At 44.5% G+C, this 26,610-nt stretch carries 25 protein-coding genes; 23 read left to right on the forward strand and 2 right to left on the reverse strand.

Translation table 11 applies throughout. From position 1 onward, the window contains the following. The first annotated feature begins 3 nt into the window (after positions 1 to 3). Positions 4 to 2,979, forward strand: a complete 2,976-nt coding sequence (locus CWO13_RS18620) for a hypothetical protein (RefSeq protein ID WP_108083364.1) — start codon at positions 4 to 6, stop codon at positions 2,977 to 2,979. Positions 2,980 to 3,046: 67 nt separating this feature from the next. On the opposite strand, the gene CWO13_RS18625 is transcribed toward CWO13_RS18620, so the two are convergent. After that, positions 3,047 to 3,493 (reverse strand): CBS domain-containing protein, encoded by a 447-nt coding sequence (locus CWO13_RS18625; protein WP_108083365.1) that lies wholly within the window; start codon positions 3,491 to 3,493, stop codon positions 3,047 to 3,049. Positions 3,494 to 3,828: 335 nt separating this feature from the next. On the opposite strand from CWO13_RS18625, the gene queA reads away from it, so the two are divergent. The 5 genes from queA to secF all read left to right on the forward strand — a co-directional run bounded on the left by queA (position 3,829) and on the right by secF (position 9,493). After that, entirely contained in the window at positions 3,829 to 4,881 is a 1,053-nt protein-coding gene (queA, locus tag CWO13_RS18630; RefSeq protein ID WP_108083366.1) for a tRNA preQ1(34) S-adenosylmethionine ribosyltransferase-isomerase QueA, read from the forward strand. Between the two features lie 195 nt (positions 4,882 to 5,076). Next, positions 5,077 to 6,213, forward strand: a complete 1,137-nt coding sequence (gene tgt, locus CWO13_RS18635; protein WP_107899069.1) for a tRNA guanosine(34) transglycosylase Tgt — start codon at positions 5,077 to 5,079, stop codon at positions 6,211 to 6,213. Positions 6,214 to 6,324: 111 nt separating this feature from the next. Next, positions 6,325 to 6,654: a preprotein translocase subunit YajC gene (gene yajC / locus CWO13_RS18640; RefSeq protein ID WP_010440492.1), complete on the forward strand. Its 330-nt coding sequence runs from the start codon at positions 6,325 to 6,327 to the stop codon at positions 6,652 to 6,654. Positions 6,655 to 6,674: 20 nt separating this feature from the next. Further along, a complete protein-coding gene (secD, locus tag CWO13_RS18645) occupies positions 6,675 to 8,531 on the forward strand; it encodes a protein translocase subunit SecD (RefSeq protein ID WP_080967378.1) in 1,857 nt (618 codons plus the stop codon). A 14-nt stretch (positions 8,532 to 8,545) separates the two neighbouring features. Next, positions 8,546 to 9,493 carry a protein translocase subunit SecF gene (gene secF, locus CWO13_RS18650; RefSeq protein ID WP_048658840.1) on the forward strand — a complete coding sequence of 316 codons (948 nt, stop codon included), beginning with the start codon at positions 8,546 to 8,548 and terminating at the stop codon, positions 9,491 to 9,493. Between the two features lie 277 nt (positions 9,494 to 9,770). On the opposite strand, the gene suhB is transcribed toward secF, so the two are convergent. Continuing rightward, positions 9,771 to 10,574: an inositol-1-monophosphatase gene (suhB, locus tag CWO13_RS18655; RefSeq protein ID WP_017062836.1), complete on the reverse strand. Its 804-nt coding sequence runs from the start codon at positions 10,572 to 10,574 to the stop codon at positions 9,771 to 9,773. A gap of 181 nt (positions 10,575 to 10,755) precedes the next feature. Here suhB and trmJ point away from each other — a divergent pair, with 181 nt between their 5' ends. From trmJ to bamB, 17 genes are all read left to right on the forward strand, one after another. After that, positions 10,756 to 11,484: a tRNA (cytosine(32)/uridine(32)-2'-O)-methyltransferase TrmJ gene (gene trmJ, locus CWO13_RS18660; protein ID WP_017062835.1), complete on the forward strand. Its 729-nt coding sequence runs from the start codon at positions 10,756 to 10,758 to the stop codon at positions 11,482 to 11,484. A gap of 116 nt (positions 11,485 to 11,600) precedes the next feature. Then, entirely contained in the window at positions 11,601 to 12,122 is a 522-nt protein-coding gene (gene iscR, locus CWO13_RS18665) for a Fe-S cluster assembly transcriptional regulator IscR (protein WP_010440512.1), read from the forward strand. Positions 12,123 to 12,149: 27 nt separating this feature from the next. Then, positions 12,150 to 13,364 carry an IscS subfamily cysteine desulfurase gene (locus CWO13_RS18670; RefSeq protein ID WP_017629866.1) on the forward strand — a complete coding sequence of 405 codons (1,215 nt, stop codon included), beginning with the start codon at positions 12,150 to 12,152 and terminating at the stop codon, positions 13,362 to 13,364. Between the two features lie 33 nt (positions 13,365 to 13,397). Then, positions 13,398 to 13,775 (forward strand): Fe-S cluster assembly scaffold IscU, encoded by a 378-nt coding sequence (iscU, locus tag CWO13_RS18675; RefSeq protein ID WP_004740340.1) that lies wholly within the window; start codon positions 13,398 to 13,400, stop codon positions 13,773 to 13,775. A gap of 97 nt (positions 13,776 to 13,872) precedes the next feature. Continuing rightward, the gene (gene iscA / locus CWO13_RS18680) at positions 13,873 to 14,196 is read left to right on the forward strand and encodes an iron-sulfur cluster assembly protein IscA (RefSeq protein ID WP_010440519.1); all 324 of its coding nucleotides are present in this window, start codon (positions 13,873 to 13,875) and stop codon (positions 14,194 to 14,196) included. 84 nt (positions 14,197 to 14,280) lie between these two features. Next, positions 14,281 to 14,796: a co-chaperone HscB gene (gene hscB / locus CWO13_RS18685; protein ID WP_108083367.1), complete on the forward strand. Its 516-nt coding sequence runs from the start codon at positions 14,281 to 14,283 to the stop codon at positions 14,794 to 14,796. 22 nt (positions 14,797 to 14,818) lie between these two features. Beyond that, positions 14,819 to 16,669 carry a Fe-S protein assembly chaperone HscA gene (gene hscA, locus CWO13_RS18690; RefSeq protein ID WP_108083368.1) on the forward strand — a complete coding sequence of 617 codons (1,851 nt, stop codon included), beginning with the start codon at positions 14,819 to 14,821 and terminating at the stop codon, positions 16,667 to 16,669. Positions 16,670 to 16,689: 20 nt separating this feature from the next. Next, entirely contained in the window at positions 16,690 to 17,028 is a 339-nt protein-coding gene (gene fdx / locus CWO13_RS18695; protein ID WP_017629863.1) for an ISC system 2Fe-2S type ferredoxin, read from the forward strand. 134 nt (positions 17,029 to 17,162) lie between these two features. Further along, complete coding sequence (iscX, locus tag CWO13_RS18700) at positions 17,163 to 17,363, forward strand: Fe-S cluster assembly protein IscX (protein ID WP_004740335.1); 201 nt, start codon at positions 17,163 to 17,165, stop codon at positions 17,361 to 17,363. Positions 17,364 to 17,569: 206 nt separating this feature from the next. After that, complete coding sequence (gene pepB, locus CWO13_RS18705) at positions 17,570 to 18,865, forward strand: aminopeptidase PepB (protein WP_017629862.1); 1,296 nt, start codon at positions 17,570 to 17,572, stop codon at positions 18,863 to 18,865. Between the two features lie 106 nt (positions 18,866 to 18,971). After that, positions 18,972 to 19,406 (forward strand): nucleoside-diphosphate kinase, encoded by a 435-nt coding sequence (ndk, locus tag CWO13_RS18710; protein ID WP_008222758.1) that lies wholly within the window; start codon positions 18,972 to 18,974, stop codon positions 19,404 to 19,406. Between the two features lie 291 nt (positions 19,407 to 19,697). Next, complete coding sequence (locus CWO13_RS18715) at positions 19,698 to 20,840, forward strand: bifunctional tRNA (adenosine(37)-C2)-methyltransferase TrmG/ribosomal RNA large subunit methyltransferase RlmN (protein WP_017062516.1); 1,143 nt, start codon at positions 19,698 to 19,700, stop codon at positions 20,838 to 20,840. 440 nt (positions 20,841 to 21,280) lie between these two features. Next, positions 21,281 to 22,234 carry a cytoskeleton protein RodZ gene (rodZ, locus tag CWO13_RS18720; RefSeq protein WP_108083369.1) on the forward strand — a complete coding sequence of 318 codons (954 nt, stop codon included), beginning with the start codon at positions 21,281 to 21,283 and terminating at the stop codon, positions 22,232 to 22,234. Between the two features lie 7 nt (positions 22,235 to 22,241). Continuing rightward, entirely contained in the window at positions 22,242 to 23,363 is a 1,122-nt protein-coding gene (gene ispG, locus CWO13_RS18725) for a flavodoxin-dependent (E)-4-hydroxy-3-methylbut-2-enyl-diphosphate synthase (protein ID WP_009848294.1), read from the forward strand. Positions 23,364 to 23,433: 70 nt separating this feature from the next. Next, positions 23,434 to 24,702: a histidine--tRNA ligase gene (hisS, locus tag CWO13_RS18730; RefSeq protein ID WP_017062514.1), complete on the forward strand. Its 1,269-nt coding sequence runs from the start codon at positions 23,434 to 23,436 to the stop codon at positions 24,700 to 24,702. Between the two features lie 79 nt (positions 24,703 to 24,781). After that, the gene (locus tag CWO13_RS18735; RefSeq protein ID WP_048658834.1) at positions 24,782 to 25,396 is read left to right on the forward strand and encodes a YfgM family protein; all 615 of its coding nucleotides are present in this window, start codon (positions 24,782 to 24,784) and stop codon (positions 25,394 to 25,396) included. A 10-nt stretch (positions 25,397 to 25,406) separates the two neighbouring features. After that, positions 25,407 to 26,567 carry an outer membrane protein assembly factor BamB gene (bamB, locus tag CWO13_RS18740; protein ID WP_108083370.1) on the forward strand — a complete coding sequence of 387 codons (1,161 nt, stop codon included), beginning with the start codon at positions 25,407 to 25,409 and terminating at the stop codon, positions 26,565 to 26,567. Positions 26,568 to 26,610 lie beyond the last annotated feature (43 nt).

The following is a 26,610-nucleotide window of genomic DNA, read 5'->3' on the forward strand; positions in this document are numbered from 1 at the left end:
ATTATGATTGATACTAAACAGCGTTTGGTAGGGCTTTTTACGCCCTTATTACTATTGTCAGGAGTTGCTAACGCTTCAGATGATAAAAATGAAAACTCTTTATTTGATGAGAATAATCTAAGGCAGAGTTGTTATCAGGAGTTTATTGAAGGTGAACGCTGTTGGTCGAGCGTACCTCAATTTTCTACAACATATACGACTATCGAACAAGCGTTATCTAAATTATATCCTCAGTATGCAAAAGATACTGAAGCTAAAGATTTAACAGCTTTTCGTTATTTGGAGCGTATGTTTACTCTCGACCCAAAAACAGGAAATATTATCGTTGCAATATCTGAAAGCGGAGAAGGATGGCCCTTCGACTCTTTATGGGGTAATGCAGAAAAACGTCAAGCTGCTGGTGCCATTAAAACGATTGAAAAACTCGTTATCGAAACTTCTGATTTGGTGGGCTTAAAAGCGGTACTTTTTGATATTTATTATGATCGTGCTACAGCAGATTTTATTTTGGCGAATCGTGCAACTGACCAAGCTAGAATATTATGGGTAGATCGAGCAAGCACAGCCGTAGTGGAAAAGTACCGTCAACAGTCTTTAGATATTCTATTAAGCGCTTTTGATGATTATTGGAGATTGATCGAAAAGTACCCTCAATCATTTGCTAGTGCGCAGCCATTTCGTGATGTGAAAAGTGCTCGATACCTAAATGAAAAAGGACAGTCATTACCTGTATACCAAGAAGACCGTTTAATTACAGGTTATAAAGATGCTTTATTAGCTTATCAGTTTATGAATGAGTTATTAGCTCAGCAGTTACAAATTAGTAAATTAAAGTCGGTATCGGCGAGTTCTGTAGAGCAAAAATCTAAGCTTGCATATGATGCTAGTTCACTGCTTGAGCGAGTTATTTCAAAAGAGACGCAGTTACGTCGTTTGTTAGGCGATGATTCCTATACCCATATAATATTGTCGTCTGAGCTAGATAAATTTAAAGGTAACGTTGTTGAATTGAAATCTGTAGCCAACTGGCTCGAAGGTGGAGCTAACTATTTAGGGCTGCCAGATGATTTCGTTTTGTTGATGCCAGATTATGACTCTGAAGATAGTATTGGGAGCAGTTCAACTGAGGTTATAGGGAAAGTATTAGATGAAATGACGCTCTCTCTTGAGAGTTCACTGAATTTTGCTCAAAAAAAACACCTTGATTACCGTTATCAGTTGGGCGTCTTTACACGAAATTTTGAGCAAGAAAATCAACGCTCAAAAGAGAGGTTATCAACTCTTCTAGGTTGCCCTTCTTCATTGATTGTTAACTCCTGTAAAGAGCAGACTAAGAGTCAACGTAGAGGCAGCTTAATCGGCTATCAGTTGAAAAACATTCAAGCTGCAAAGCGCGAAGTTGAACGAGCTTATAGAGTCCATAGTGAGGTATTAAACAACATAGCACTAGAAGTGGCACGTCTTGAGCTGGTGCAGCAAACTAGTAATTTGGTCGATAAGATCACGGTTAAATTAGGTCTTAATGAATTTAAGCTCCAAAGCCTAATTGATGAAAGTCGAACTTCGACTTTCGATATGAACACATTGCTGCTGTCTGAAGAAGTACAACACTCTCTTGATATACTAAATCGTTTCTTGAATGATACCGGCTCTACCGATTTATCATCGACATTTACTGCTGTCGAGAACTTACAAGGTGCATTGAAGGGAAGTTCTCTTAAGGCTGACTTATATACACAGAAGTTGGCTTTGCTTGAGCGTGCAACAATAAAAGGTTTACAGGTAGAGACATCAGATGTTTTTGCTAAGGGGCGAATTCAACAACTAACCTTAGAATTGGCAACGGCTAGAGCTGATATGGCTAAGTCACTTTCTAATTTAAGTGATGATGCTGGTAGGTTACTTGCTTTAAATGCTGAAGCTTTGCGTTTGGTCGCGGAAACCGACCAAAATGAGTATCTGACTTCAGAGCGCTCGTACGCTAATCCACTATCTTTCAGCACTTTGACTGTTGAAACGTATCAAGCAGAATTAGAGTTTTCTGAACTTCAAGAGTGGCTGTTTTATGCTGTACAAGCTTTTGAGCATAGTAGACAAGTGTTGTTCAATGACCGTAATGCAGAGCTAGATAAAGGCGATGTATTCAAAGTATCAAACATTCAGCAATCTATCGAATACCTCAATGCTTTGGAAAGTTTCTATGGCGGATGGTATACATCGAATGGTCATCAAACCGTGGATATTATTTCTCTCAAGAGGGATATCTTTGGTTACATTGATAACTATAACGGGAGAACTATCCTTTACCCAGACCCAAATGGTAGTGGTGAAATGTTGAATGCTGATGAAGCATTTAATGCCAAGCTTAAGTTATTATCTCGCGATTTAGTTTCTGGTGAATGGCTAACGGTAGAGTTCAGTACCGTGAAAAACTTTCCATCCTCAGTCCTTTTTCAAGGTCCGATTGTGGGTAGTGATGATGACGTTATGTGCTTAAGTGCTGCCGGTACATATTCTGATAAAATTGGTGGTGTTGCTATCGATCTCGCGCTGAATTACGACATATCTGGCGAGGCGACAACTAAAGCATATCTTACTTACGGCGGGAATAGTTACATGCGTAGTAGCACTCCAGGAGTATTAGTAGGTGATGGCGAGGGGCTTCAAGGTGGTTTGAACTCTTATTCCACTCGTTTTGCTGATATTTCCCGTGATAGCGTTGTATCTAATGGTAGTTTTAGACAGCGTATGACCGCTAACTTAACGGCAGGTTATCATGACAATAGAGAGTTACTTAATCCAACCTATTCATTTAAAGAGAGAAGTGTAGCTGCTTCTGGTTGGAGATTGTCTCTGCAATTAGGTGATGAATATGGCGATATTGTTGAGACGGAAGCGATTGATGATATTCAGCTAGTTATTCAGCATCAATTCAGAACTCGACAAACTAACCTTTGCAGTGATGCTACCCCTCTGTAACAACAGAAATAGTAAATCTGATTCTAATAGAGCCTCATGATGTCATGAGGCTCTTTTTATTGTTGCCTCAATCTACTTCAGCTTCTTCTGGCTCGACTTCTTCTTGCAGCTCTAGCAAGTTAATTGCGATGGTTACAAAGTCGCTGTCGGTGATAATGCCTACTAGTTCGTGGTTTTCTACGACAGGTAAACAGCCCACTTTATGTTTCTGCATATAGATAGCCGATTCTTTTAATCCTGCACGTGGCTCTACTGACATAACACTTTTGTGCATGATGTCGTTGAGGGGAGTGGCAAGAGTAAAAGATTGAGCTTGTGGGATGTTTTGTAGGCTGGATTCTTGAGCGGCTAGAACGTCGCGTTGTGTGACAACACCGAGTAGCTTTCTGTCGGAATCAACGACCGGAATATGGCGGATATCAAGTGCTTCCATCATGTGCTTAGCATCGGCCAGTGAGTGTGAGCGCAATAGGGTATGAGGGTTGCGAGTCATCATATCTTCAACTTTGATCATATGAACCTCCTTCTTTTTTATTTTGTTGCTATTACTATAGTTTTTTATCCTAAAAATAACTGAGATCTGACGCATTTTTGGGTGAGTTTTATGCAACTAATTCTTTAGTTTAAGGAGGTGAGTTAGTAGCATTATTTTACGCCTCTTTACAATAATCCATTGCTGTAAACCTTGCTATTGCGGCTCGTGTGCCTATACTAGCCCACTGCGAAATTTTTAGTCGTGTTTGCGCGTTGTTTACGGTAACGGTTTACTTACTGTAACGATTGATTAGCGACAACGGTTTATTATTCGTCAACAGCACAAATCTCATCAACTAAGACAAGACTAGACACATGCAAGTTTCAGATTTTCACTTTGACCTACCAGATGAACTTATTGCTCGTTACCCTCAAGAAGAGCGTACAGCAAGCCGCCTGCTTAAATTAGACGGCAATAATGGCAACCTGATAGATGGTTCGTTTAAAGACGTTTTAGACTTGGTTGAACCAGGCGATCTTGTTGTTTTCAATAATACTCGAGTGATTCCTGCTCGTGTATTTGGTCGCAAGGCATCAGGCGGTAAGCTTGAAGTGCTGGTTGAGCGTATGCTTGATGAGAAAAGCATTCTTGCGCATGTTCGTTGTTCTAAATCACCGAAGCCGGGTACCAAGTTGTTCCTTGGTGAGAACGATGAATATGAAGCTGAAATGGTGGCGCGTCACGATGCGTTATTCGAAATCCATTTCACATCCGATCAAAGCGTTTTAGAGATTCTGAACAGTGTTGGTCATATGCCGCTACCTCCTTATATCGATCGTCCAGATGAAGACGCAGATAAAGAGCGTTACCAGACTGTCTATAATGAGAAGCCGGGAGCGGTTGCTGCGCCAACAGCAGGCCTGCACTTTGATGACAAGCTAATGGCTGACATGAAAGAAAAAGGTGTCGAATTTGCTTATGTGACGCTTCACGTTGGTGCTGGTACGTTCCAGCCAGTAAAAGTCGATAATATAAATGATCACCACATGCATGCTGAGTACGTTGAAGTCCCGCAAGAAGTGGTTGACGCCGTAGCTGCAGCAAAAGCTCGTGGCGGTCGTATTATTGCCGTTGGTACAACATCAGTACGCTCACTAGAAAGTGCAGCGCAAGATGCGTTGAAGAAAGGCACAGAGTTGGTTCCTTTCTTTGGTGACACTGAAATCTTTATCTTCCCTGGTTACGAATACCAGTTGGTGGATTGCTTGATTACCAATTTCCACTTACCAGAATCAACGCTGATTATGTTGGTGAGTGCATTTGCAGGTTACGACAATGTTATGGGCGCATACGATCACGCAGTGAAGAGCGAATATCGTTTCTTCAGCTACGGTGATGCCATGTTCATCAATAAGAAAATAAGCTAATTTAAGCTAGTTATAAACGATATACATAAGAATTTACGGGTGCTAGCAGTAAGCTAGGAGTCGGGCAGGGTGTCTGTCTAATCTCTCGCAAGGAATACGCGACCGCTCCTCATAGAACTCACTGGACTGAACTTTTGTTTGGCTTAAGGTTCTGAATTAACAGTCAGATTGTTTCTCTGGCATATTGGAGGCTTCGTGAAATTAAAATACGAACTTAAAAAAACTAATAGCGGCGCACGTCGTGGTCAACTTCAGTTTGAACGCGGTACCGTTGAAACCCCAGCATTCATGCCTGTAGGTACTTACGGTACTGTAAAAGGTATGACACCTGAAGAAGTGAAAGACACAGGCGCTGAAATCCTATTAGGTAACACATTCCACCTATGGCTACGTCCTGGTCAAGAAATCATGAAACTGCACGGTGACCTGCACGATTTCATGAACTGGCACGGTCCTATTCTGACTGATTCAGGCGGTTTCCAAGTATTCAGCCTAGGTGCAATGCGTAAGATCACTGAAGAGGGTGTTCACTTCCGTAACCCTGTAAACGGTGACAAGATCTTCATGGACGCTGAGAAGTCTATGGAAATCCAAAAAGACTTAGGTTCAGACATCGTAATGATCTTTGACGAGTGTACGCCTTACCCAGCGACACACAAAGAAGCAAAAGACTCAATGGAGATGTCTCTTCGTTGGGCTGAGCGTTCACGTAACCACTTCGACAAACTTGAAAACCCGAACTCACTATTCGGTATCGTTCAAGGTGGTGTGTACGAAGACCTTCGTGATGTATCTGTTAAAGGCCTAACTGAAATTGGTTTTGATGGTTACGCAGTTGGTGGTCTAGCAGTAGGCGAACCAAAAGAAGACATGCACCGTATTCTTGAACACACATGTCCTCAACTGCCGGAAGATAAGCCACGTTACCTAATGGGCGTAGGCAAACCAGAAGACCTAGTTGAAGGTGTTCGTCGTGGTATCGACATGTTTGACTGTGTAATGCCAACGCGAAATGCACGTAACGGCCACCTGTTTGTGACTGAAGGTGTGATCAAGATCCGTAATGCGAAGCATAAAACCGATACAACACCACTAGATTCAGAGTGTGACTGTTACACTTGTAAGAACTACAGCAAGTCGTACTTACACCATTTGGATCGTTGTAACGAAATCCTAGGTGCTCGACTGAACACGATTCATAACCTGCGTTTCTACCAACGAGTAATGTCAGACATTCGTCAGTCTATCGATGAAGACCGCTTTGAAGAGTTCGTTGCAGAGTTCTACGCAAGAATGGGGCGTGAAGTGCCACCACTAGGTAAAGAATCTTAGTATTTCTTTTTTGCGAGCCCTATCTCTCTTTCGAGTGATGGGGCTTGAAAATAAAGGGATGCAACCCAATTAGACAAACAATTACGAAAATATAAATAGAGGATGTTTTAAATGTTTATTTCTCAAGCTCACGCAGCAGCAGAAGGTGCACCAGCAGGCGGCGGTTTCGAAATGCTTATCATGCTAGGTATGTTCGCTGTGATCTTCTACTTCATGATCTACCGTCCACAAGCTAAGCGTGTTAAAGAGCACAAGAACCTTATGTCTTCTATGGGCAAAGGCGATGAAGTTCTTACAAGCGGCGGCCTAATCGGCAAGATCACTAAGATTGCTGAAGACAGCGACTACGTTGCTATCGAACTGAACGCAAACAACGAAGTAGTTATCAAGAAAGACTTCGTTACAGCAGTGCTACCAAAAGGTACTCTGAAATCTCTATAAACAGCTAGAGGATCCTCGCTGTGCTAAACCGTTACCCGTTATGGAAGTATTTGATGGTGGTGTTTGCCATCGCTATCGCTGCGTTGTACGCACTTCCAAATATATACGGTGAAGATCCGGCAGTTCAAGTTACAGGGGCGCGCGGCGCCTCTGTAGATATGTCTACGCTGGATGCTGTCACCAATGCTCTTGAAGCAGAAAACCTTTCTACTAAATCCGTTGCTCTCGAAAACGGTTCCATTCTTGTTCGCTTTAACGACACAGATACGCAAATTAGTGCCCGTGATATCATCACAGAAGCACTAGGCGATGACGTTATTGTTGCTTTAAACCTAGCGGCTTCAACTCCTGATTGGCTTGAATCTATTGGTGCTGCACCAATGAAACTTGGTCTTGATCTACGTGGTGGTGTTCACTTCTTAATGGAAGTGGATATGGACGCGGCGATGCAAAAGCTGGTTGGTCAACAAGAAGAAGCATTCCGTAGTGAACTTCGTGAAGAGAAAATCCGTTACCGTGCGATTCGCCCATCTGGTAAAGATGCGGTTGAAGTGATTCTGCGTAACGAAGAGCAGCTTGCTGAAGCGAAATCGCTACTGCAATCTAAGCACCAAGATATGACGTTCGTAGATTCTGAATCTAACGGTCGTTTCTCTTTGGTTGCAAGCTTTACAGAGGCTCGTCTTCAAGAAATCCGTAACTACGCGGTTGAGCAAAACATTACCATTCTACGTAACCGTGTTAACGAACTTGGTGTTGCTGAACCTTTGGTTCAACGTCAAGGTTCTAGCCGTATCGTAGTGGAATTGCCTGGTGTTCAAGACACTGCTCGCGCTAAAGAAATCCTTGGTGCTACCGCGACGCTTGAGTTCCGTGAAGTAGATAGCAGTGCTGATTTAGCCGCTGCCGCTTCTGGTCGTGCCCCTGCGGGTAGCGAAATCAAGCAAGATCGTGATGGTCGTCCTGTGGTACTTAAGAAGCGCGTTATTCTAGGCGGTTCAAGTATTACTGATGCAAGCTCAAGTGTTGATGAATATGGTCGTCCTCAAGTTAACATCTCGCTAGACAGCGAAGGTGGTAGCAAGATGTCTGCATTCTCTCGTCAGAATATCGGTAAGCTAATGGCGACGGTATTTGCAGAGTACAAAGACAGCGGTCGTAAAACACCGGAAGGTCGAGTTATCTTAAGTAAGCACGAAGAAGTGATTAACCAAGCGACGATTCAGTCTGCACTTGGTCGTAACTTCCGTATTACTGGTATCGACTCAACGGCTGAAGCTCATAACTTGGCACTTCTACTGCGTGCTGGTGCTCTGATTGCGCCTATCTCGATTGTAGAAGAACGTACGATTGGTCCATCTATGGGGCAACAAAACATCGATATGGGTATCATGGCGATGGTTTGGGGTATGGCTGCTGTAATGCTGTTTACGCTGCTTTACTACCGCAGCTTTGGTCTGATTGCGAACGTTGCGCTAATGGCTAACTTGGTGTTGATTATCGGTGTGATGTCGATGATTCCGGGGGCTACTATGACCCTGCCAGGTATTGCAGGTATCGTATTAACGGTCGGTATGGCGGTTGATGCCAACGTTCTGATCTTTGAGCGTATACGTGAAGAGCTTCGAGATGGACGTAGTCCACAACAAGCGATTCACCAAGGTTACGCGAACGCATTCAGCACAATCGCCGATGCCAACATCACCACGCTACTAACAGCAATTATTCTATTTGCTGTGGGTACTGGTGCTATCAAAGGCTTCGCGGTAACGCTGTCTATCGGTATCTTGACTTCAATGTTTACAGCTATTGTGGGAACACGTTGTATCGTGAACCTGATGTATGGCGGCAAACGCGTTAAAAAACTGTCGATCTAAGGCTAGGAATTAATATGTTTCAGATTCTAAAAGCAGACAAAATGATCGACTTTATGCGTTGGTCAAAGGTTGCCTTTGTTTTTTCTATCTTGATGATTGGTACTGCTATCTTCACCCTAACAACGAAATCGTTGAACTGGGGTCTAGATTTTACTGGCGGTACTCTGATTGAAGTTGGTTTTGAACAACCGGCACACCTTCCTGATATCCGTAGTGCACTAGAAGCCGAAGGCTTTGGTGATGCAACGGTACAGAACTTCGGTTCAGCTCGTGATGTGATGGTTCGTTTACGTCCACGTGATGGCGTAGCGGGCGAAACGCTTGGTAACCAAATCCTTTCTGCTATTGAGAATGGTACTGGTGAGCAAGTTGAAATGCGTCGTATCGAGTTCGTTGGTCCTAACGTAGGTGATGAGCTAACAGAAGCGGGTGGCCTTGCTATCCTAGTTTCTCTTATCTGTATCTTGATCTACGTATCAGTGCGATTTGAATGGCGTTTGGCTGCGGGTGCGGTATTAGCACTGGCGCACGATGTTATCATCACACTTGGTGTGTTCTCTCTAATGCAAATTGAGGTCGACCTTACCATCGTAGCAGCCTTGCTAACGGTAGTCGGTTACTCCCTCAACGATACCATCGTTGTATTCGACCGTATTCGTGAGAACTTCCGTAAGATGCGTAAAGGTGAAGCGCCTGAAGTACTGAACAGCTCAATCACACAAACATTGAGTCGTACATTGATCACTTCTGGTACCACGTTATTCGTAGTTATCGCACTGTTCGTTCAGGGCGGCGCTATGATTCACGGCTTCGCAACTGCCCTTCTATTGGGTATTACGGTTGGTACTTACTCTTCTATCTACGTTGCATCTGCACTAGCAATGAAGTTGGGTATTACACGTGAACACCTAATGCCACCACAAGTGGAAAAAGAAGGTGAAGAGTTTGACGAAATGCCTTAGGCCTTGGCTTAACAAGTTTCGCTAAACCAAAAAAACCGCTAGGCAACTAGCGGTTTTTTTATGGCTGCATTTTGCAGGAAAACTCAATACAAATTTTATGGTCGAAGTGAGTTGTACTTAATACCATAAGCGCTATTCTGCTCGCATCTCGCATCTCGCATCTCGCATCTCGCATCTCGCATCCCTGAACCACAGATATAAAAAAGCCTCGCTATCTAGCGAGGCTTTGGAATTTTTATGCGCCCTTAAAACAGGGAGCTTTAACGTAAGGTCTGAATTATTTCAGCATACCTTCGTTAGCGTTCTCACGAACGTGCTTAAGAATAGACTTAACACCACGTGCGCTTGAAGCAACAACATTACCAGAAGTCATGTAATCAGTACCGCCAGCGAAGTCGGTCATGATAGCACCAGCTTCACGAGCGATTAGGTCACCAGCTGCTAGATCCCATGGCTTAAGGCCTAGTTCTAGGTAACCATCAACACGGCCAGCTGCTAGGTAACATAGGTCAAGAGCAGGAGAACCTGTACGACGGAAATCAGCACAGTCAATGAATAGACCAGAGATGATCTTCATGAAAGATTCTGAGTGTTGTTTTTGCTTGAATGGGAAACCAGTCGCTAGAACAGTACCTTGAAGGTCTTTTAGTTGAGTAACACGCATACGAGCGTTGTTAAGTTGAGCGCCAGCGCCACGTTGAGCTGTGAATAGCTCGTTTAGCATTGGGTCATAAACACAAGCAACTTCTGTACGACCGTTCATGCGAACAGCGATAGATACAGAGAAGTGAGGGAAACCTTTTACAAAGTTGTTGGTGCCATCTAGTGGGTCAACGATCCATTGTACGTCAGAGTCTTTACCTTCAGTCAGGCCTTTCTCTTCAGAAATAATGCTGTGCTCTGGGTAAGATGCTTTGATTGTCTCAATGATCATGTACTCAGCTTCTTGAGCAATGTTAGTAACGTAATCGTTGTTACCTTTTAGAGACGATTCGATCTTATCAGTTGTTTCTAGAGATTTAGCAATATGGTTGCCAGCTTTACGCGCAGCGCGTATCGCAATGTTTAGCATTGGATGCATATGGTTTTTCCCACAAGATGTTAAAGAACAATTTAAAGCGGCGGCGAGTATACCAAAGTTTTACCAAAAGGGAAGTGGTTATTTTTTGAACTCTTGGTTTCACATTGCGCGAAGGGTCTGACCATTTTACTTTGCTATGTGTTAATATCTCGCGATTATTTTTAAAGTGGTGTCATATAGCATGTTAGACAATGTAAAAGTCGTTCTGGTTGGTACGTCTCATTCGGGAAATATCGGATCAGCAGCTCGCGCAATGAAAGTGATGGGTTTGAGTCAATTAGTTCTTGTAGACCCTCAATGTGAAGTTGACGAGCAGACCTTAGCACTGGCTGCGGGTGCTGGTGACATCGCAGAAAACGCGACTATCGTTTCCACACTGGACGAAGCAGTAAAAGACTGTGGTTTAGTGGTTGGTTCGAGTGCTCGTTCACGCACACTTGAATGGCCAATGCTTGAGCCTCGTGAGTGTGGACAAAAATTTGCAATTGAAGGTCAGAAGCACCCAGTAGCATTAGTATTCGGCCGTGAGCGTACGGGCTTGACTAACGATGAGCTTCAGAAGTGCCACTTCCATGTATGTATCCCAGCTAACCCTGAATACAGCTCGCTAAACCTAGCAATGGCGGTACAGACTCTGAGCTACGAAGTGCGTGTCGCCCACCTTGATATGGTCGCTAGCCAATATCAACCACAGCAACAAGATGAGTACCCTCGTCACGAAGAACTAGAAATGTTCTACGAGCACCTTGAAAAAGTGATCATTGATACCCAATTTATCTCTAAGGATAAGCCGGGGCAGGTGATGAATAAGCTGCGTCGTCTGTTTAGCCGAGCTCGTCCAGAGCTGCAAGAGATCAATACTCTACGTGGCATTTTGACTTCAATTGAGAAGAGCAAAAACGATAAATAAAGCCCATGTGAAAACTAAGGGTGAATACCTGACTAAAATAGTCAACTAAATACTTGACCAATTTAGTCGGGTATGGGAAGATTCCAACCACATAAACAATGTGGATACGGTGTGATATGAAACTTACATCTAAAGGAAGATATGCGGTAACAGCTATGCTCGATGTAGCACTGCATTCGCAAAAAAGCCCAGTTCCTCTGGCTGACATTTCAGAGCGACAAGGCATCTCGTTATCTTACTTAGAGCAACTTTTTTCTAAGTTACGTAAAGCTGGCTTAGTTGCTAGTGTTCGCGGCCCTGGTGGTGGTTACCGTTTAGGTGCTGAAGCGAGCGACATCGCTGTCGGAACTGTGATTGCAGCAGTAGACGAATCAGTTGATGCGACTAAGTGTCACGGTCGAGCAGATTGCCAGGGTGGTAGTCGTTGTTTAACTCACACTCTATGGCGTGATTTAAGCTCCCGAATCAGCAGCTTCTTAAACGACATTACGCTCGGTGAGCTAATGAAAGATAACGAAGTTTTAGAAATTTCTGATCGTCAAGATATCGATCTTGCGGTTAATAATGGTTTTGCACATAAAAATACGAGCACTACAACGATTAGTGCAGCACCTCACGGTGTTAATGCCCGCTCTTAGCGGTCAGTTTTTACATTGGAGTAGAAAATGAAACTGCCTATTTACTTTGACTATTCAGCTACATGCCCAGTCGATCCACGAGTTGCTGAGAAAATGGTTCAGTGCATGACGATGGACGGTAACTTCGGTAACCCTGCATCTCGTTCACACCGTTACGGCTGGCAGGCAGAAGAAGCAGTAGATAATGCTCGTGAGCAAATTGCTGACCTATTAAATGCAGACCCACGTGAGATTGTTTTCACTTCAGGTGCTACAGAGTCAGACAACCTTGCTATTAAAGGTGCAGCGCACTTTTACGAGAAGAAAGGTAAGCACGTAATTACGTGCAAAACAGAACATAAAGCGGTTCTTGATCCATGTCGCCAACTAGAGCGTGAAGGTTTTGAGGTAACTTACCTTGAGCCAGAAGCAAACGGCATCATCGATCTAGACAAGCTACAAGCTGCAATGCGTGAAGACACTGTTCTAGTTTCTATCATGCACGTTAACAACGAGATTGGTGTAATCCAAGATATCTCTGCAATCGGTGAATTATGTCGTTCTCGTAAGATCATCTTCCACGTTGATGCGGCTCAGTCTGCGGGTAAAATCCCACTAGACGTACAAGAGATGAAAGTTGACCTAATCTCACTTTCAGCTCACAAAATGTATGGCCCTAAAGGTATCGGTGCACTTTACGTTCGTCGTAAGCCACGTATTCGTCTTGAAGCGCAAATGCACGGCGGCGGTCATGAGCGTGGTTTCCGTTCAGGTACGCTTGCTACTCACCAAATCGTGGGTATGGGCGAAGCTTGTGCTGTTGCTAAGCAAGACATGCAGAAAGATTACGATCACGCACTAGCACTTCGTGAGCGCCTATTGAAAGGTGTTCAAGATCTAGAAGCGGTAACGGTAAACGGTGACTTAGACCAACGTGTACCACACAACCTAAACGTGAGCTTCGCTTTCGTTGAAGGTGAGTCTCTGCTTATGTCTCTAAAAGACCTAGCAGTATCATCAGGTTCTGCATGTACATCAGCAAGCCTAGAGCCTTCATACGTTCTACGTGCTCTTGGCCTGAACGATGAACTGGCACACAGCTCAGTACGTTTCTCATTCGGCCGTTTCACAACGGAAGAAGAAATCGACTACGCGATTGCACAAATTCGTGTAGCGGTAAACAAATTACGCGACATGTCTCCTCTATGGGATATGTATAAAGAAGGGATTGATTTGAACACTGTTGAGTGGGCTCATCACTAATCTCACGGAAATAGAGGATTCGAGGTAACTATCATGGCATATAGCGAAAAAGTAATTGATCACTACGAAAACCCACGTAACGTAGGTTCGTTTGATAAAGAAGACCCAAGTGTTGGTAGCGGTATGGTTGGCGCACCAGCTTGTGGTGACGTAATGAAACTGCAAATCAAGGTAACGCCAGAAGGCATTATCGAAGATGCAAAATTCAAAACTTACGGTTGCGGCAGCGCAATCGCTTCTAGCTCACTAGTAACTGAGTGGGTTAAAGGCAAAAGTATTGATGAAGCGGCAGCTATCAAAAACTCTGAAATCGCAGAAGAGCTAGAGTTGCCACCAGTGAAAGTTCACTGTTCAATTCTTGCTGAAGATGCAATCAAAGCAGCTGTTGCGGATTACAAAAAGAAGCGTTAATCGTATCATTAAGTAATCACAAAAAATAAGCAATATTTGGGAGCATCCTTTGTGCTCCCCCTGAGTTCTCAATTTATATAAAACACAAGGTTGTAGTATGGCCATCACCATGACAGATACGGCAGCAAGCCGAGTTCAAGCTTTCCTAGATAACCGAGGTAAAGGTATCGGGTTACGCTTAGCGGTAAAAACGACTGGCTGTTCGGGTATGGCGTATGTACTAGAATTCGTTGACGAGCTTAACGAAGAAGACGAAGTGTTCGAGCATTCAGGTGTTAAGGTCATTATTGATCCAAAGAGCCTAGTTTACCTAGACGGAACTGAGCTTGATTACGTAAAAGAAGGCCTAAACGAAGGTTTTGAATTCAACAACCCTAACGCGAAAGGCGAATGTGGTTGTGGTGAGAGCTTCAACGTATAAACGCTTCAATCGTTAAGCGTTTATAGTGAGCGAAGAATAAAATTAGGCTCTGATTGAAGAGCCTAAACTTAGGACCACCGTTACATGAATCATTTCGAATTATTTAGGCTACCACTTCAGTTTCAACTGGATGGTAGCCTTCTTTCTTCTCAGTTTAGAGATCTGCAACGCCAATTCCACCCTGATAAATTTGCCACTGCTTCTGAGCGTGATCGCCTGCTAGCCGTGCAAAAAGCTGCGCAAATCAATGATGCGTATCAGGTATTGAAGAATCCAATCAGCCGAGCTGAATACCTGTTAGTGCAACATGGTGAGGATATTCGTGGTGAACAGCAGACCCTGCAAGATCCTATGTTCCTAATGGAGCAAATGGAATTGCGTGAAGAGCTTGAAGATATCGCCGACAGTTCTGAACCTGAAGATGCTTTGTTTGCATTTGAAGGAAAGGTTAGCAAAATGTATAAACAACAATTAAGCGCTATCCAACAAGAACTCGACAGTGAGGCTTGGCTAGAAGCTGCAGACCGAGTAAGAAAGCTTAAGTTTATTGCAAAATTAAAGAATGAAATCGAGTTAGTTGAAGATCGTCTGATCGGCTAGTTCGTATAACAAGGACACATCCATGGCACTACTTCAGATTGCAGAACCAGGGCAAAGCGCCGCTCCTCATCAGCACAAGCTTGCTGTGGGTATTGATTTAGGTACAACAAACTCATTGGTTGCGGCAGTGCGCAGTGGTGAGGCGAGCACACTGATTGATCAACAGGGTCGCAGTATTCTTCCTTCCGTTGTTCACTATACGTCAGAGTCATACACGACTGGTGATGAAGCTCGTGCAAATGCACAGACTGATCCTAAAAATACCATTATCTCAGTTAAGCGACTAATCGGTCGCTCACTGTCAGATATTCAACAGCGATACCCATCTCTGCCATATCAATTTGAAGAAAGTGATAATGGTTTGCCTGTGATTCGCACAGAGCAAGGTAACAAAAACCCAATTCAAGTATCTGCAGACATTCTGCGAGCGCTAGGTCAACGTGCTGAGTCAACACTTGGTGGCGAGTTATCTGGTGCTGTTATTACCGTTCCTGCTTACTTTGATGATGCACAGCGTGCGGGTACGAAAGACGCGGCGCAACTTGCTGGTCTTCACGTGTTACGTCTTCTTAATGAGCCGACTGCCGCTGCGATTGCTTACGGTTTGGATTCAGGTAAAGAAGGGGTAATTGCTGTTTATGACTTAGGTGGTGGTACGTTTGATATCTCTATCCTATGCCTATCTAAAGGTGTCTTCGAAGTTCTAGCTACGGGCGGTGACTCTGCATTAGGCGGCGACGACTTTGACCATTTAGTTGCGGATCATTTCCAAGAGCAAATGGGCTTATCGGAGCTAACTGCAGAGCAGAACCGTATTCTTCTAGACGCCGCAACAGAAGCTAAGATTGGCTTATCTGAAGCTGAAAGCGTTGAGGTTGAAGTACTAGGTTGGTCTGGTTCATTAACTCGTGAAGAGTTTGAAGAGATCATCAAACCGCTCGTTAAGAAAACACTGCTTTCATGCCGTCGTGCACTAAAAGATGCGGAAGTTGATGCAGATGAAGTTCTAGAAGTCGTGATGGTCGGCGGTTCAACTCGCACATTACTTGTACGTGAAATGGTCGGTGACTTCTTTGGTCGTACGCCACTAACCAGCATTAACCCTGATGAAGTGGTTGCAATTGGCGCATCGATTCAAGCGGATATCTTAGTCGGTAATAAGCCTGACTCTGAGATGCTGCTTCTGGACGTTATCCCTCTGTCTCTTGGCATCGAAACCATGGGCGGTTTGGTCGAAAAGATCATCCCTCGAAACACCACGATCCCAGTGGCTCGCGCACAAGAATTTACCACGTTCAAAGACGGTCAAACTGCTATGACAGTGCACACCGTACAAGGTGAACGCGAAATGGTTGATGACTGTCGTTCACTGGCTCGATTTGCTTTGAAAGGCATCCCGCCGATGACTGCAGGTGCTGCTCATATTCGTGTAACTTACCAAGTGGATGCTGATGGCCTGCTATCGGTTACCGCAATGGAGAAGAGCACAGGCGTTCAAGCTGAAATCCAAGTTAAGCCCTCTTACGGTCTAAGCGATAACGAAGTGGCTAGCATGCTGAAAGATTCGATGACTTTTGCAAAAGAAGACATGCAAGCGCGTGCTCTTGCTGAGCAACGCGTAGAAGCGGATCGCGTTATTGAAGGCCTAATTGCTGCAATGCAAGCCGATGGCGATGAGTTACTTGATGAGCAAGGCAAACAACAACTTGTTCAAGCGATTGAAGCACTGATTGAAGTGCGCAATGGCGATAATGCCGATGCGATTGAACTAGAAATTAAGAATACCGACAAAGCGAGCCAAGACTTTGCTTCTCGTCGTATGGATAAATCAATTCGTGCTGCACTGTCAGGTCAGTCAGTCGATAATATTTAATAGTTAGAGAATAGATAAACATGCCAAAGATTATTGTTTTACCTCACGAAGATCTATGTCCAGAAGGCGCTGTTTTAGAAGCAAAAACTGGTGAGACGGTTCTTGATGTTGCATTGAAGGCCGGTATTGGTATTGAACACGCATGTGAAAAATCGTGTGCATGTACGACATGTCACGTTGTGATTCGTGAAGGTTTTGATTCTTTAGAAGAGAGTGATGACCTAGAAGACGACATGCTAGATAAAGCATGGGGCTTAGAGATGGAATCTCGCCTGGGTTGCCAAGCAAAAGTGGCGAATGAAGATCTTGTAGTAGAGATTCCAAAGTACACATTGAACCTGGCTTCTGAAGACCACTAAGAACCTGTTCTCAGTCATGGCTAATACAGTGATGACAGAGAGAGCTATTGCTTAGACAAACATACTAAGAAAACTGGCCTAGAATATAGATCATAAAGGTGACAGAGCGTCGCTGATAAATATAAGGAAGTGTTATGAGCTTGAAGTGGATTGATTCGCGAGATATCGCAATTGAGCTATGTGATTTGTACCCTGATACTGATCCTAAAACGGTACGTTTTACCGATCTGCATCAATGGGTGCTAGACCTTGAAGAGTTCGACGACGAGCCTAACCACTCGAATGAGAAAATCTTAGAGGCTATTATTTTGTGCTGGATGGATGAGATGGATTAATCCTCTTATCTGATGATTTGGTCGCGGGTTGGTATCAGTCCAATATAAAACGCAGCCAAGTTAACAATTCTTACTAAAAAAAGCGGACCTTATGGTCCGTTTTTTTATCAAAATGACATTTTCCTCCTACATAATGCTAACATCAGTGCGCTAATAAAAAATAATCAGAATCACACACTCAAAGTGGTTCATGACAAGGAGAAATCATGTCTACACAGATGTCAGTATTTTTAAGTCAAGAAGCTGCCCAGCCTCAGTGGGGAGCAAGAGCTATTTTATCGTTTTCAGAAGCGGGAGCGACAATTCACATTGGTGAAGGCCACGATCTAGGCGCAGTTCAGCGTGCTGGTCGTACGCTTGACGGACAAGGTATCGCATTCGTTTCACTTCGTGGTGAAGGTTGGGATCTAGAAAGCGTTTGGGCTTTCTACCAAGGCTACCGTGGACCAAAGAAAAAGAATGCATTGGAATGGGATGCACTTTCAGAAGCTGATCAAGCTGAGCTAGAAGCTCGCATCCGTGCTACTGATTGGACGCGTGACATTATCAACAAAACTGCTGAAGAAGTGGCTCCTCGTCAATTAGCGACGATGGCAGCTGAATACATCAAATCAGTGGCGCCAGCAGGCACAGTAAAAGCAAAAATCGTTAAAGACAAAGATCTCCTAACTGAAGGTTGGGAAGGCATTTATGCGGTAGGTCGTGGCTCTGAGCGCACCTCTGCAATGCTGCAACTGGACTTCAACCCAACCGGTGACGAAAACGCACCAGTGTTTGCTTGTCTAGTGGGTAAAGGTATTACCTTTGACTCAGGCGGTTACAGCATCAAGCCAGGGCAATTCATGACAGCGATGAAAGCTGACATGGGCGGCGCAGCTACCATCACTGGTGGCTTGGGTCTTGCGATTGAACGTGGTCTGAACAAGCGTATCAAGCTTATCCTATGTTGTGCTGAGAACATGATCTCTGGCCGTGCATTGAAGCTTGGCGACATCATTACTTACAAAAATGGTAAGACAGTTGAGATCATGAACACCGATGCGGAAGGCCGCTTGGTGCTTGCTGATGGCCTGATGTACGCAAGTGCACAAAACCCTGAGCTTATCATCGACTGTGCAACGCTAACTGGTGCAGCTAAAAATGCACTGGGTAACGACTACCACGCACTATTAAGCTTCGACGATGAGCTTTCTCATCAAGCGCTAACGGCGGCAAATCAAGAGAAAGAAGGCCTATGGCCATTGCCTCTTGCTGATTTCCACCGTGGCATGTTGCCTTCAAACTTTGCTGATCTTTCAAACATCAGCACGGGCGATTACACGCCGGGTGCAAGTACAGCCGCTGCGTTCCTTTCTTACTTTGTAGACGACTACAAAAAAGGTTGGATTCACATGGATTGCGCGGGTACCTACCGTAAATCAGCAAGTGATAAGTGGGCGGCAGGCGCAACGGGTATGGGTGTTCGTACACTGGCTCGTCTTCTTGTTGACCAAGCAAAATAATAATAAGAGTGAGCGGTATTTTGTGCCGCTCATTCATAAAGCTAAGATTGAAAGATCTCAGTAATTTCAGTATTTAATAACAAAAAAATGAAGTGAAGGAATCCCTATGGCTCTAGAAAGAACGTTCTCAATTGTTAAGCCGGATGCAGTTAAGCGTAACCTTGTTGGTGAAATTTACCACCGAATCGAAAAAGCAGGTCTTGAAATTATCGCTGCTAAGATGGTTCGTCTGACTGAAGAGCAAGCGAGCGGCTTCTACGCGGAACATGAAGGCAAAGAATTTTTTGGTCCACTAAAAGAGTTCATGACTTCTGGTCCTATCATGGTTCAAGTACTTGAAGGCGAAAACGCAATCGCTCGTTACCGTGAACTAATGGGTAAAACTAACCCAGAAGAAGCAGCATGCGGCACTATCCGCGCTGACTACGCAATCAGCATGCGTTACAACTCAGTACACGGCAGCGACAGCCCTGAGTCTGCAGCTCGTGAAATCGAGTTCTTTTTCCCTGAATCTGAAATTTGCCCACGTCCAGCTCAATAATCGACACAGCAAATGATTCAAAAGGCTTCACTTCGGTGAGGCCTTTTTTGTAAGTGGACTTTGCGTTCTCGATAATCAATTTAGTCGTCATTCCTGAAAGCGACGAAGGAGCGTAGTCGGGAATCTTTTGTTTAAATTGGGTAATCTCAGGCTGATAAATACAGTTGTTCAAATTTTAATCGCTTAAGTTTGAATGTCTTAATAAACACAGGGTTTTACAGTGCTTGTTGAAGTTGCGTAAAGCCTGTACAATTCGCGCCCTTAATTATTGTTCCGTCATTGAGAGGCATCATGACCACAGCTAAAGTCAATCTACTCGATTTTGATCGTAAAGGTCTTCGTAAATTTTTCACAGAAGAACTGAATGAGAAAGCGTTTCGAGCAGAGCAAGTGATGAAGTGGATTTATCACTTCGGTGTCGATGACTTCGAACAAATGAACAACATCAACAAAAAGTTACGTGAGAAACTGCAACGTCGCTGTGAGATTGTTGCACCTGTTGTTTCTGAAGCTCAACACTCTTCAGATGGCACAATCAAATGGGCGATGAGCGTTGGCGACCAAGACGTTGAAACGGTATACATCCCAGATGGTGACCGTGCGACGCTGTGTGTATCTTCACAGGTTGGTTGTGCACTTGAATGTAAGTTCTGTTCTACAGCTCAACAAGGCTTTAACCGTAACCTAAAAGTTTCAGAGATTGTTGGCCAAATCTGGCGTGCATCTCGCGAAATCGGCCTAGAAAAAGAAACCGGTCGTCGTCCAATTACTAACGTTGTAATGATGGGTATGGGCGAGCCTCTATTGAACATGAAGAACCTAATGCCATCATTAGAAATCATGCTTGATGATCTAGGTTTCGCACTGTCTAAGCGTCGTGTAACCGTATCAACTTCTGGTGTTGTATCTGGCCTTGACCAAATGACAGACAACATCGATGTAGCATTGGCTATCTCTCTGCATGCGCCAAACGATGCACTACGCAGCCAAATCATGCCGATCAACGATCGTTGGGATATCCAAGACTTCCTAGCATCTGTTCGTCGTTACATTGCCTCTTCAAATGCTAACCGCGGTAAAGTAACGGTTGAGTACGTGTTATTGGATCATGTGAATGATGATATGGACCACGCACGTGAACTTGCAGAGCTAATGAAAGAGACGCCTTGTAAGATTAACTTGATTCCATTCAACCCTTACCCGGGTTCGCCTTATAAGAAGCCAAGCAACTCTCGAATTGATCGCTTCCAAAAAACGCTGATGGAATACAACTACACAGTAACGGTTCGTAAAACGCGTGGTGATGATATTGATGCCGCGTGTGGCCAATTAGTCGGTGATGTTATTGACAGAACCAAGCGTACTAAAATGCTTAAAGCAGCCTCTGAAGCGAACTTGATTGCCGGTGGTGTGATTGAAGTAAAAGCGGTATAAAACGCGATTAGAACCTAAACAAGCCAGAAGTCTTACTTCTGGCTTGTTGCTTTTCTGGGGGACAGTTTTTGATTTTTTGGACTTCTTGCCCACGCTTTCTTACATTTTTCGTCAAATTTTGGACAAAACCATGAGCTGACGGTAAATTTTGTTTAAAGTGTTTTTGCCTTGTAATGGCATTAGCTTATGATTAACTAATCTTAAATTAATTTAAGTGCTCGCTTGCTACTGATCGCCAATATGTCTATTTAGGTTGGCTACTTGATAAACTAGCTTCCTGAGAAGGTCATCCATAACAAATGAATGATGTTCGCCTTTAAGGGTTGATGATTTAGATAGCAGGAAAAATTCCACATAACGTGGGTTGTTAGATTGAGCTTAAACGACAATAAAAAAACGCTCTCCTCAACTTGCGATAATACTTTAGAAGTTCACTCTCTATGAACACAGAACAAGATACACAAACGCAAGAACCGATCGCTCCAGCTTTGGAAGCGGGAACGCTGCTTAAGAACAAACGAGAAGCTCTTGGTTTAACGCAAAAGCAGATTTCTGATCGCTTAAAACTTCGCGTTACGCTGATTCAGCAAATTGAAGAAAACCAATTCGAGTCAGATCAAGTGGCGACGTTTATGCGTGGCTACATTCGTTCATACGCGAAATACGTCAATCTTGACGAAAAAGTCGTATTGAGTGCGCTGCATCATGCTGGTGATGCTCAGCATCAAGAGCAAGAAATGCTGAGCTTTTCTCGTAAGACCAAAACCGAGAAGCACAACAGCCGTATTATGATCCTTACTTGGAGCATTTTTGCGGTAATTGCGGGTATCTCTTCACTGTGGTGGTGGCAGAACCAACAGCAAGACACCCTATCTCAATCTTTAGCGAATACTGCAAGTTCAGAAGAGCTAGCGGTAGAAGAATCACTTGCCCCTGAATTCACCTCTTTAGAAGTGATTGAAGCTGAACAAAACGAAGCAGGTGCTGCTGCTGAAAGTACAGATGACCTTGTTGCTATAAGCGATACGGAAGATACTTCAGATGCAGTTGCTCTAGCTGACGAAACTGCGGCACAACAAGCAACAGAGACAGAATCCGCTACTGAAGTTGCTGCTAAGGCAGAAGCTGTAGAAGCAAGTGCTACTCCTGAAGTTGTGGCTAACGAGCTAGTGATGCAGTTCTCTGCTGATTGTTGGATCCAAGTAAAAGATGCAACCGGTAAAACCCTGTCGACTGGCATCAAAAAAGCAGGTCAGTCATTAAATCTATCAGGAACTGCGCCATATAAAGTGATTCTAGGTGCGCCAGAGGGCGTATCAATGACATTTGCAAGTGAACCTGTCGACCTTTCTGGGTATACTTCAGGCAAAGTAGCTAGAATAACCTTACCTTAGAGTTAATATGCAACACGAATCTCCTATTATTCGTCGCAAATCAACCCGTATTTATGTGGGTGATGTGCCGATCGGTGATGGTGCACCAATTGCTGTGCAATCCATGACCAACACAAGAACAACAGATGTAGCCGCGACCGTTGCTCAAATTCGAGCTTTGGAAAAAGTTGGCGCTGATATCGTTCGCGTATCTGTACCGACTATGGATGCCGCTGAAGCCTTTAAGCTAATCAAACAGCAGGTCTCTGTTCCTTTGGTTGCTGATATTCACTTCGACTACCGTATCGCCCTTAAAGTGGCAGAATACGGCGTTGACTGTCTGCGTATCAACCCAGGCAACATCGGTAACGAAAGCCGTATCCGCTCAGTTGTTGATTGCGCACGTGATATGAATATTCCGATTCGTATTGGTGTTAACGGTGGTTCTCTTGAGAAAGAGATCCAAGAGAAGTACACAGAGCCTACAGCAGAAGCGCTTGTTGAATCAGCAATGCGTCACGTAGATATCCTAGACCGTCTGAACTTTGATCAATTCAAAGTCAGCGTTAAGGCCTCTGATGTATTCCTTGCAGTCGGTTCTTACCGTTTGCTGGCTAAGCAGATTGATCAGCCTCTTCATCTTGGCATTACCGAAGCGGGTGGTGCGCGTGCTGGCTCTGTGAAGTCAGCGGTAGGTTTAGGTATGCTTCTTTCTGAAGGTATCGGCGATACGCTGCGTATCTCGCTAGCGGCTGATCCTGTTGAAGAGATCAAAGTTGGCTTTGATATTCTTAAATCTTTGCGCATTCGTTCTCGTGGCATCAACTTCATTGCGTGCCCGAGCTGTTCTCGTCAAGAGTTCGATGTTATTAACACCGTTAATGCCCTTGAAGAACGCCTAGAAGACGTGATTACTCCAATGGACGTGTCGATCATAGGTTGTGTGGTTAATGGCCCTGGTGAAGCTGAAGTGTCTCACTTAGGTTTAGCCGGTAGTGCTCGTAAGAGTGCCTTCTACGAAGACGGTAAGCGTCAGAAAGAGCGCTTCGACAACGATGACCTTGTCGACAAACTTGAAGCTAAGATTCGTGCAAAAGCGTCAGTGCTTGATAAAGCAAATCGCATTGATGTAGAAAACTTAGAAGATTAATACAACGCGATGGGGTGTGATTGTCTATTCGCACTAACACCTGGTCGTGAGAAATTACGGAATAAATACTGTGGCTAAAAATATCCAAGCAATTCGAGGCATGAACGACTGCCTTCCAACTCAATCACCACTGTGGCAGAAAGTAGAAAGCGCAGTTAAAAACGTGGTGAGTGCATACGGTTACAACGAAGTACGTATGCCTATCGTTGAAGAAACAAACCTATTTAGCCGTGCAGTTGGTGAAGAGACAGACGTTGTTTCTAAAGAGATGTACACCTTTGACGACCGCAATGGCGATAGCCTAACGCTGCGTCCAGAAGGCACAGCAGGTTGTGTACGTTCATGTATTCAAAATAGCCTTATCAACCGTGATGAACAGCGCCTATGGTACATGGGTCCTATGTTCCGTCACGAGCGTCCTCAAAAAGGTCGTTACCGTCAATTCCACCAATGTGGTGTTGAGGTGTTTGGCCTAGACGGTCCAGACGTTGACGCAGAACTTATCATGATGACAGCACGTCTATGGCGTGAGCTAGGCATCGATAAGCACGTTCGCCTAGAGCTGAACTCAATCGGTTCTCAAGAAGATCGCGTAAGCTACCGCACTGCGTTAGTGGCTTTCCTTGAGCAACACATTGATGTGCTTGACGAAGACTGCAAACGTCGTATGCACACCAACCCTCTACGTGTACTTGATACTAAGAACCCTGATGTTCAAGCTATCTTAGGTGACGCACCTCGACTATCTGAATATTTAGGTGAAGAATCGAAGCAACATTTTGCTGGTTTGTGTGAACTTCTTGACGCTGTTGGTATCGAATACCAAGTCAATGAGCGTCTAGTACGTGGCCTAGATTACTACAACCGCACCGTATTTGAGTGGATCACAGACAGCCTTGGTGCTCAAGGTACAGTATGTGGCGGCGGTCGTTACGATGGTCTTGTTGAGCAACTGGGCGGCAAAGCAACCAATGCAGTTGGCTTCGCAATGGGTCTAGAGCGTCTGGTTCTGATGATGGAAACGCTAGAGCTAACAGAAGTTCGCCGTAGCGTTGATGTTTACGTAGTTGCTGCTGGCGAAGGTACTATGATCGCGGGCATGCAGTTAGCGAATCAATTACGCGACACCGTTGAAGGCGTGCGTGTAATGAACCACTTCGGTGGTGGTAACTTCAAGAAGCAATTCAAACGTGCTGACAAAGTAGGTGCTGTTGTGGCGCTGGTACTTGGTGAGAACGAAGTTGCTGACAATACAGTTGTGCTAAAAGATCTGGTTGGCGGCGAGCAAGAAACCGTGTCTCAAACGGAAGTTGCAGAGAAAGTTGCTGCGCTAATCTAATTAGCCATTGAGCAAACGCTCATAATGAATACTAACGTCAGCACTATGCTGGCGTTTAAAGAATTAAAGAGGACAGGAAGTGGAACTTTACGATAGCGAAGAGCAACAAGTTGAAGCCATTAAAGATTGGTGGAAAGAGAACGGTAAAGCCGTAATCTTTGGTGCGGTTATTGGTTTAGGTGGTCTATTTGGCTGGCGTTATTACCAAGATTCAGTCGTTGAAGCGCGTGAAGCAGCTTCAGAAAGCTACACCTCTGTAATTTCAGCTCTTGATACTAAGGGCGTTGATGCTCAATCTGATATTCAAGCTTTCATCGACGCAAACAAAGACGCTGAGTACTCAGTACTTGCAGCTATGCAATTAGCAAAAGTACAAGTGCAAGCGGGTGAGCTAGCAGCAGCACTTGAACAGCTAGAGTGGGCAAAATCGGCAACTAAGGACGCGGCACTTGCGCCACTACTTACTTACCGTGTTGCACGCATTAAAGCTGAGCAAGGTGAATTTGACGCAGCATTGACTGATCTTGCTGCTATGACTGATGAATCTTGGAAAGGCCGTGTTGCTGAACTGCGTGGTGATATCTCACTTCGTAAAGGCGACACTGACGCAGCATACAGTGCTTACACAGAAGCACAGCAAGCTGTTGATGCTAGCCAAACGCTTCAAATCAAACTTGACGACCTAGCTAAATAAGGCGCTTTGAATGAAGAAGATGTTTCCAAAAGCGGCGTTGTGTGCGATTGCTCTTGGCCTACTAGCTGGCTGTGCGGGTGAAGAAGACACCGTAATCATGGCTCCAGTACCAACGGTAAACAGCGAGTTCACTCCTAGTCAGGAATGGTCTACGTCGGTTGGTGATGGTGTTGGTCACTACTTTTCAAAACTAACGCCAGAATTGGCTTACGACAAAGTGTTTGTTGCAAGCCGTGAAGGTATGGTTAAAGCGCTTGATCCTGATACAGGTAAAGAGCTGTGGAAAGTCGATCTTGAGAAAGACGTACTGGCTCGTTTATCGGGTGGCTTAACGGCGGCTTACGGTAAAGTATTTGTTGGTTCTGAAAATGGCAAAGTGATCGCACTGGAAGAATCGACCGGTGAAGAGCTGTGGCGTGTATCAGTGAATGGCGAGGTGCTTGCATCCCCAGCAACTGATAGCAACATGGTCATTGTTCATACCAGTCGCGGTATGTTGATCGCGCTAGATCAAGCAAGTGGCGAACAAAAGTGGACCATCAGTACTGAAGTGCCAAGCCTAACACTCCGTGGCGATAGCTCACCGGTTGCGGTTTCTGGTGGTGTATTCTGGGGTACAGCAAATGGTCGTCTAGCTGCGGCTATCGTTGACCGTGGTCAGCTTATTTGGCAACAGCCAGTAGGTACGCCAAAAGGCGCAACGGAAATCGATCGCTTGGTTGATGTTGATGCATCTCCAATTGTTCTCGGTGGCACCCTGTATACCGTAGGTATCAATGGTCAGCTGATTGCAATTGACCTTCGTTCTGGTAAGCCAATTTGGAAGCGTAACTACTCGTCAGCGATTGATTTAGCAAGTGATGGCAGCCGTTTGTTCGTTGTTACCGACAAAGACCATGTGGTTGCGGTTGATGCTCGTAGTGGTACTGAACTGTGGAGCACTCCATTGTTAGAAAACCGCTTACTGACAGCACCTGCTATTATTAATGGTTATGTAGTCGTGGGTGACACAGAAGGTTACCTGCACTGGTTAGATCGTTCATCGGGTGAGTTTGTTGCTCAACAGCTTGTCGATGATAGCGGCTTTGCGGTTGCACCAATTGAACTGCCTGAAGGCTACTTAGTGACGACTCGCAATGGCGATGTAAAGAAACTAACGATTAGCCAATAAAAGCGTGATATAATTCACAGTCGGCTCCTGGTTGGTAACAGCC

Source organism: Vibrio sp. ZF 223 (assembly GCF_003050585.1).
GTDB classification, from domain to species: Bacteria; Pseudomonadota; Gammaproteobacteria; order Enterobacterales; family Vibrionaceae; genus Vibrio; species Vibrio crassostreae.

Coding starts and splice junctions, on each gene's coding strand:
- CWO13_RS18620 (WP_108083364.1), top strand. CDS start 4: ATGATTGATACTAAACAGCGTTTGGTAGGGCTTTTTACGCCCTTATTA.
- CWO13_RS18625 (WP_108083365.1), bottom strand. CDS start 3,493: ATGATCAAAGTTGAAGATATGATGACTCGCAACCCTCATACCCTATTG.
- queA (WP_108083366.1), top strand. CDS start 3,829: ATGCAAGTTTCAGATTTTCACTTTGACCTACCAGATGAACTTATTGCT.
- yajC (WP_010440492.1), top strand. CDS start 6,325: ATGTTTATTTCTCAAGCTCACGCAGCAGCAGAAGGTGCACCAGCAGGC.
- secF (WP_048658840.1), top strand. CDS start 8,546: ATGTTTCAGATTCTAAAAGCAGACAAAATGATCGACTTTATGCGTTGG.
- suhB (WP_017062836.1), bottom strand. CDS start 10,574: ATGCATCCAATGCTAAACATTGCGATACGCGCTGCGCGTAAAGCTGGC.
- trmJ (WP_017062835.1), top strand. CDS start 10,756: ATGTTAGACAATGTAAAAGTCGTTCTGGTTGGTACGTCTCATTCGGGA.
- iscR (WP_010440512.1), top strand. CDS start 11,601: ATGAAACTTACATCTAAAGGAAGATATGCGGTAACAGCTATGCTCGAT.
- CWO13_RS18670 (WP_017629866.1), top strand. CDS start 12,150: ATGAAACTGCCTATTTACTTTGACTATTCAGCTACATGCCCAGTCGAT.
- iscU (WP_004740340.1), top strand. CDS start 13,398: ATGGCATATAGCGAAAAAGTAATTGATCACTACGAAAACCCACGTAAC.
- iscA (WP_010440519.1), top strand. CDS start 13,873: ATGGCCATCACCATGACAGATACGGCAGCAAGCCGAGTTCAAGCTTTC.
- hscB (WP_108083367.1), top strand. CDS start 14,281: ATGAATCATTTCGAATTATTTAGGCTACCACTTCAGTTTCAACTGGAT.
- hscA (WP_108083368.1), top strand. CDS start 14,819: ATGGCACTACTTCAGATTGCAGAACCAGGGCAAAGCGCCGCTCCTCAT.
- fdx (WP_017629863.1), top strand. CDS start 16,690: ATGCCAAAGATTATTGTTTTACCTCACGAAGATCTATGTCCAGAAGGC.
- iscX (WP_004740335.1), top strand. CDS start 17,163: ATGAGCTTGAAGTGGATTGATTCGCGAGATATCGCAATTGAGCTATGT.
- pepB (WP_017629862.1), top strand. CDS start 17,570: ATGTCTACACAGATGTCAGTATTTTTAAGTCAAGAAGCTGCCCAGCCT.
- ndk (WP_008222758.1), top strand. CDS start 18,972: ATGGCTCTAGAAAGAACGTTCTCAATTGTTAAGCCGGATGCAGTTAAG.
- CWO13_RS18715 (WP_017062516.1), top strand. CDS start 19,698: ATGACCACAGCTAAAGTCAATCTACTCGATTTTGATCGTAAAGGTCTT.
- rodZ (WP_108083369.1), top strand. CDS start 21,281: ATGAACACAGAACAAGATACACAAACGCAAGAACCGATCGCTCCAGCT.
- ispG (WP_009848294.1), top strand. CDS start 22,242: ATGCAACACGAATCTCCTATTATTCGTCGCAAATCAACCCGTATTTAT.
- bamB (WP_108083370.1), top strand. CDS start 25,407: ATGAAGAAGATGTTTCCAAAAGCGGCGTTGTGTGCGATTGCTCTTGGC.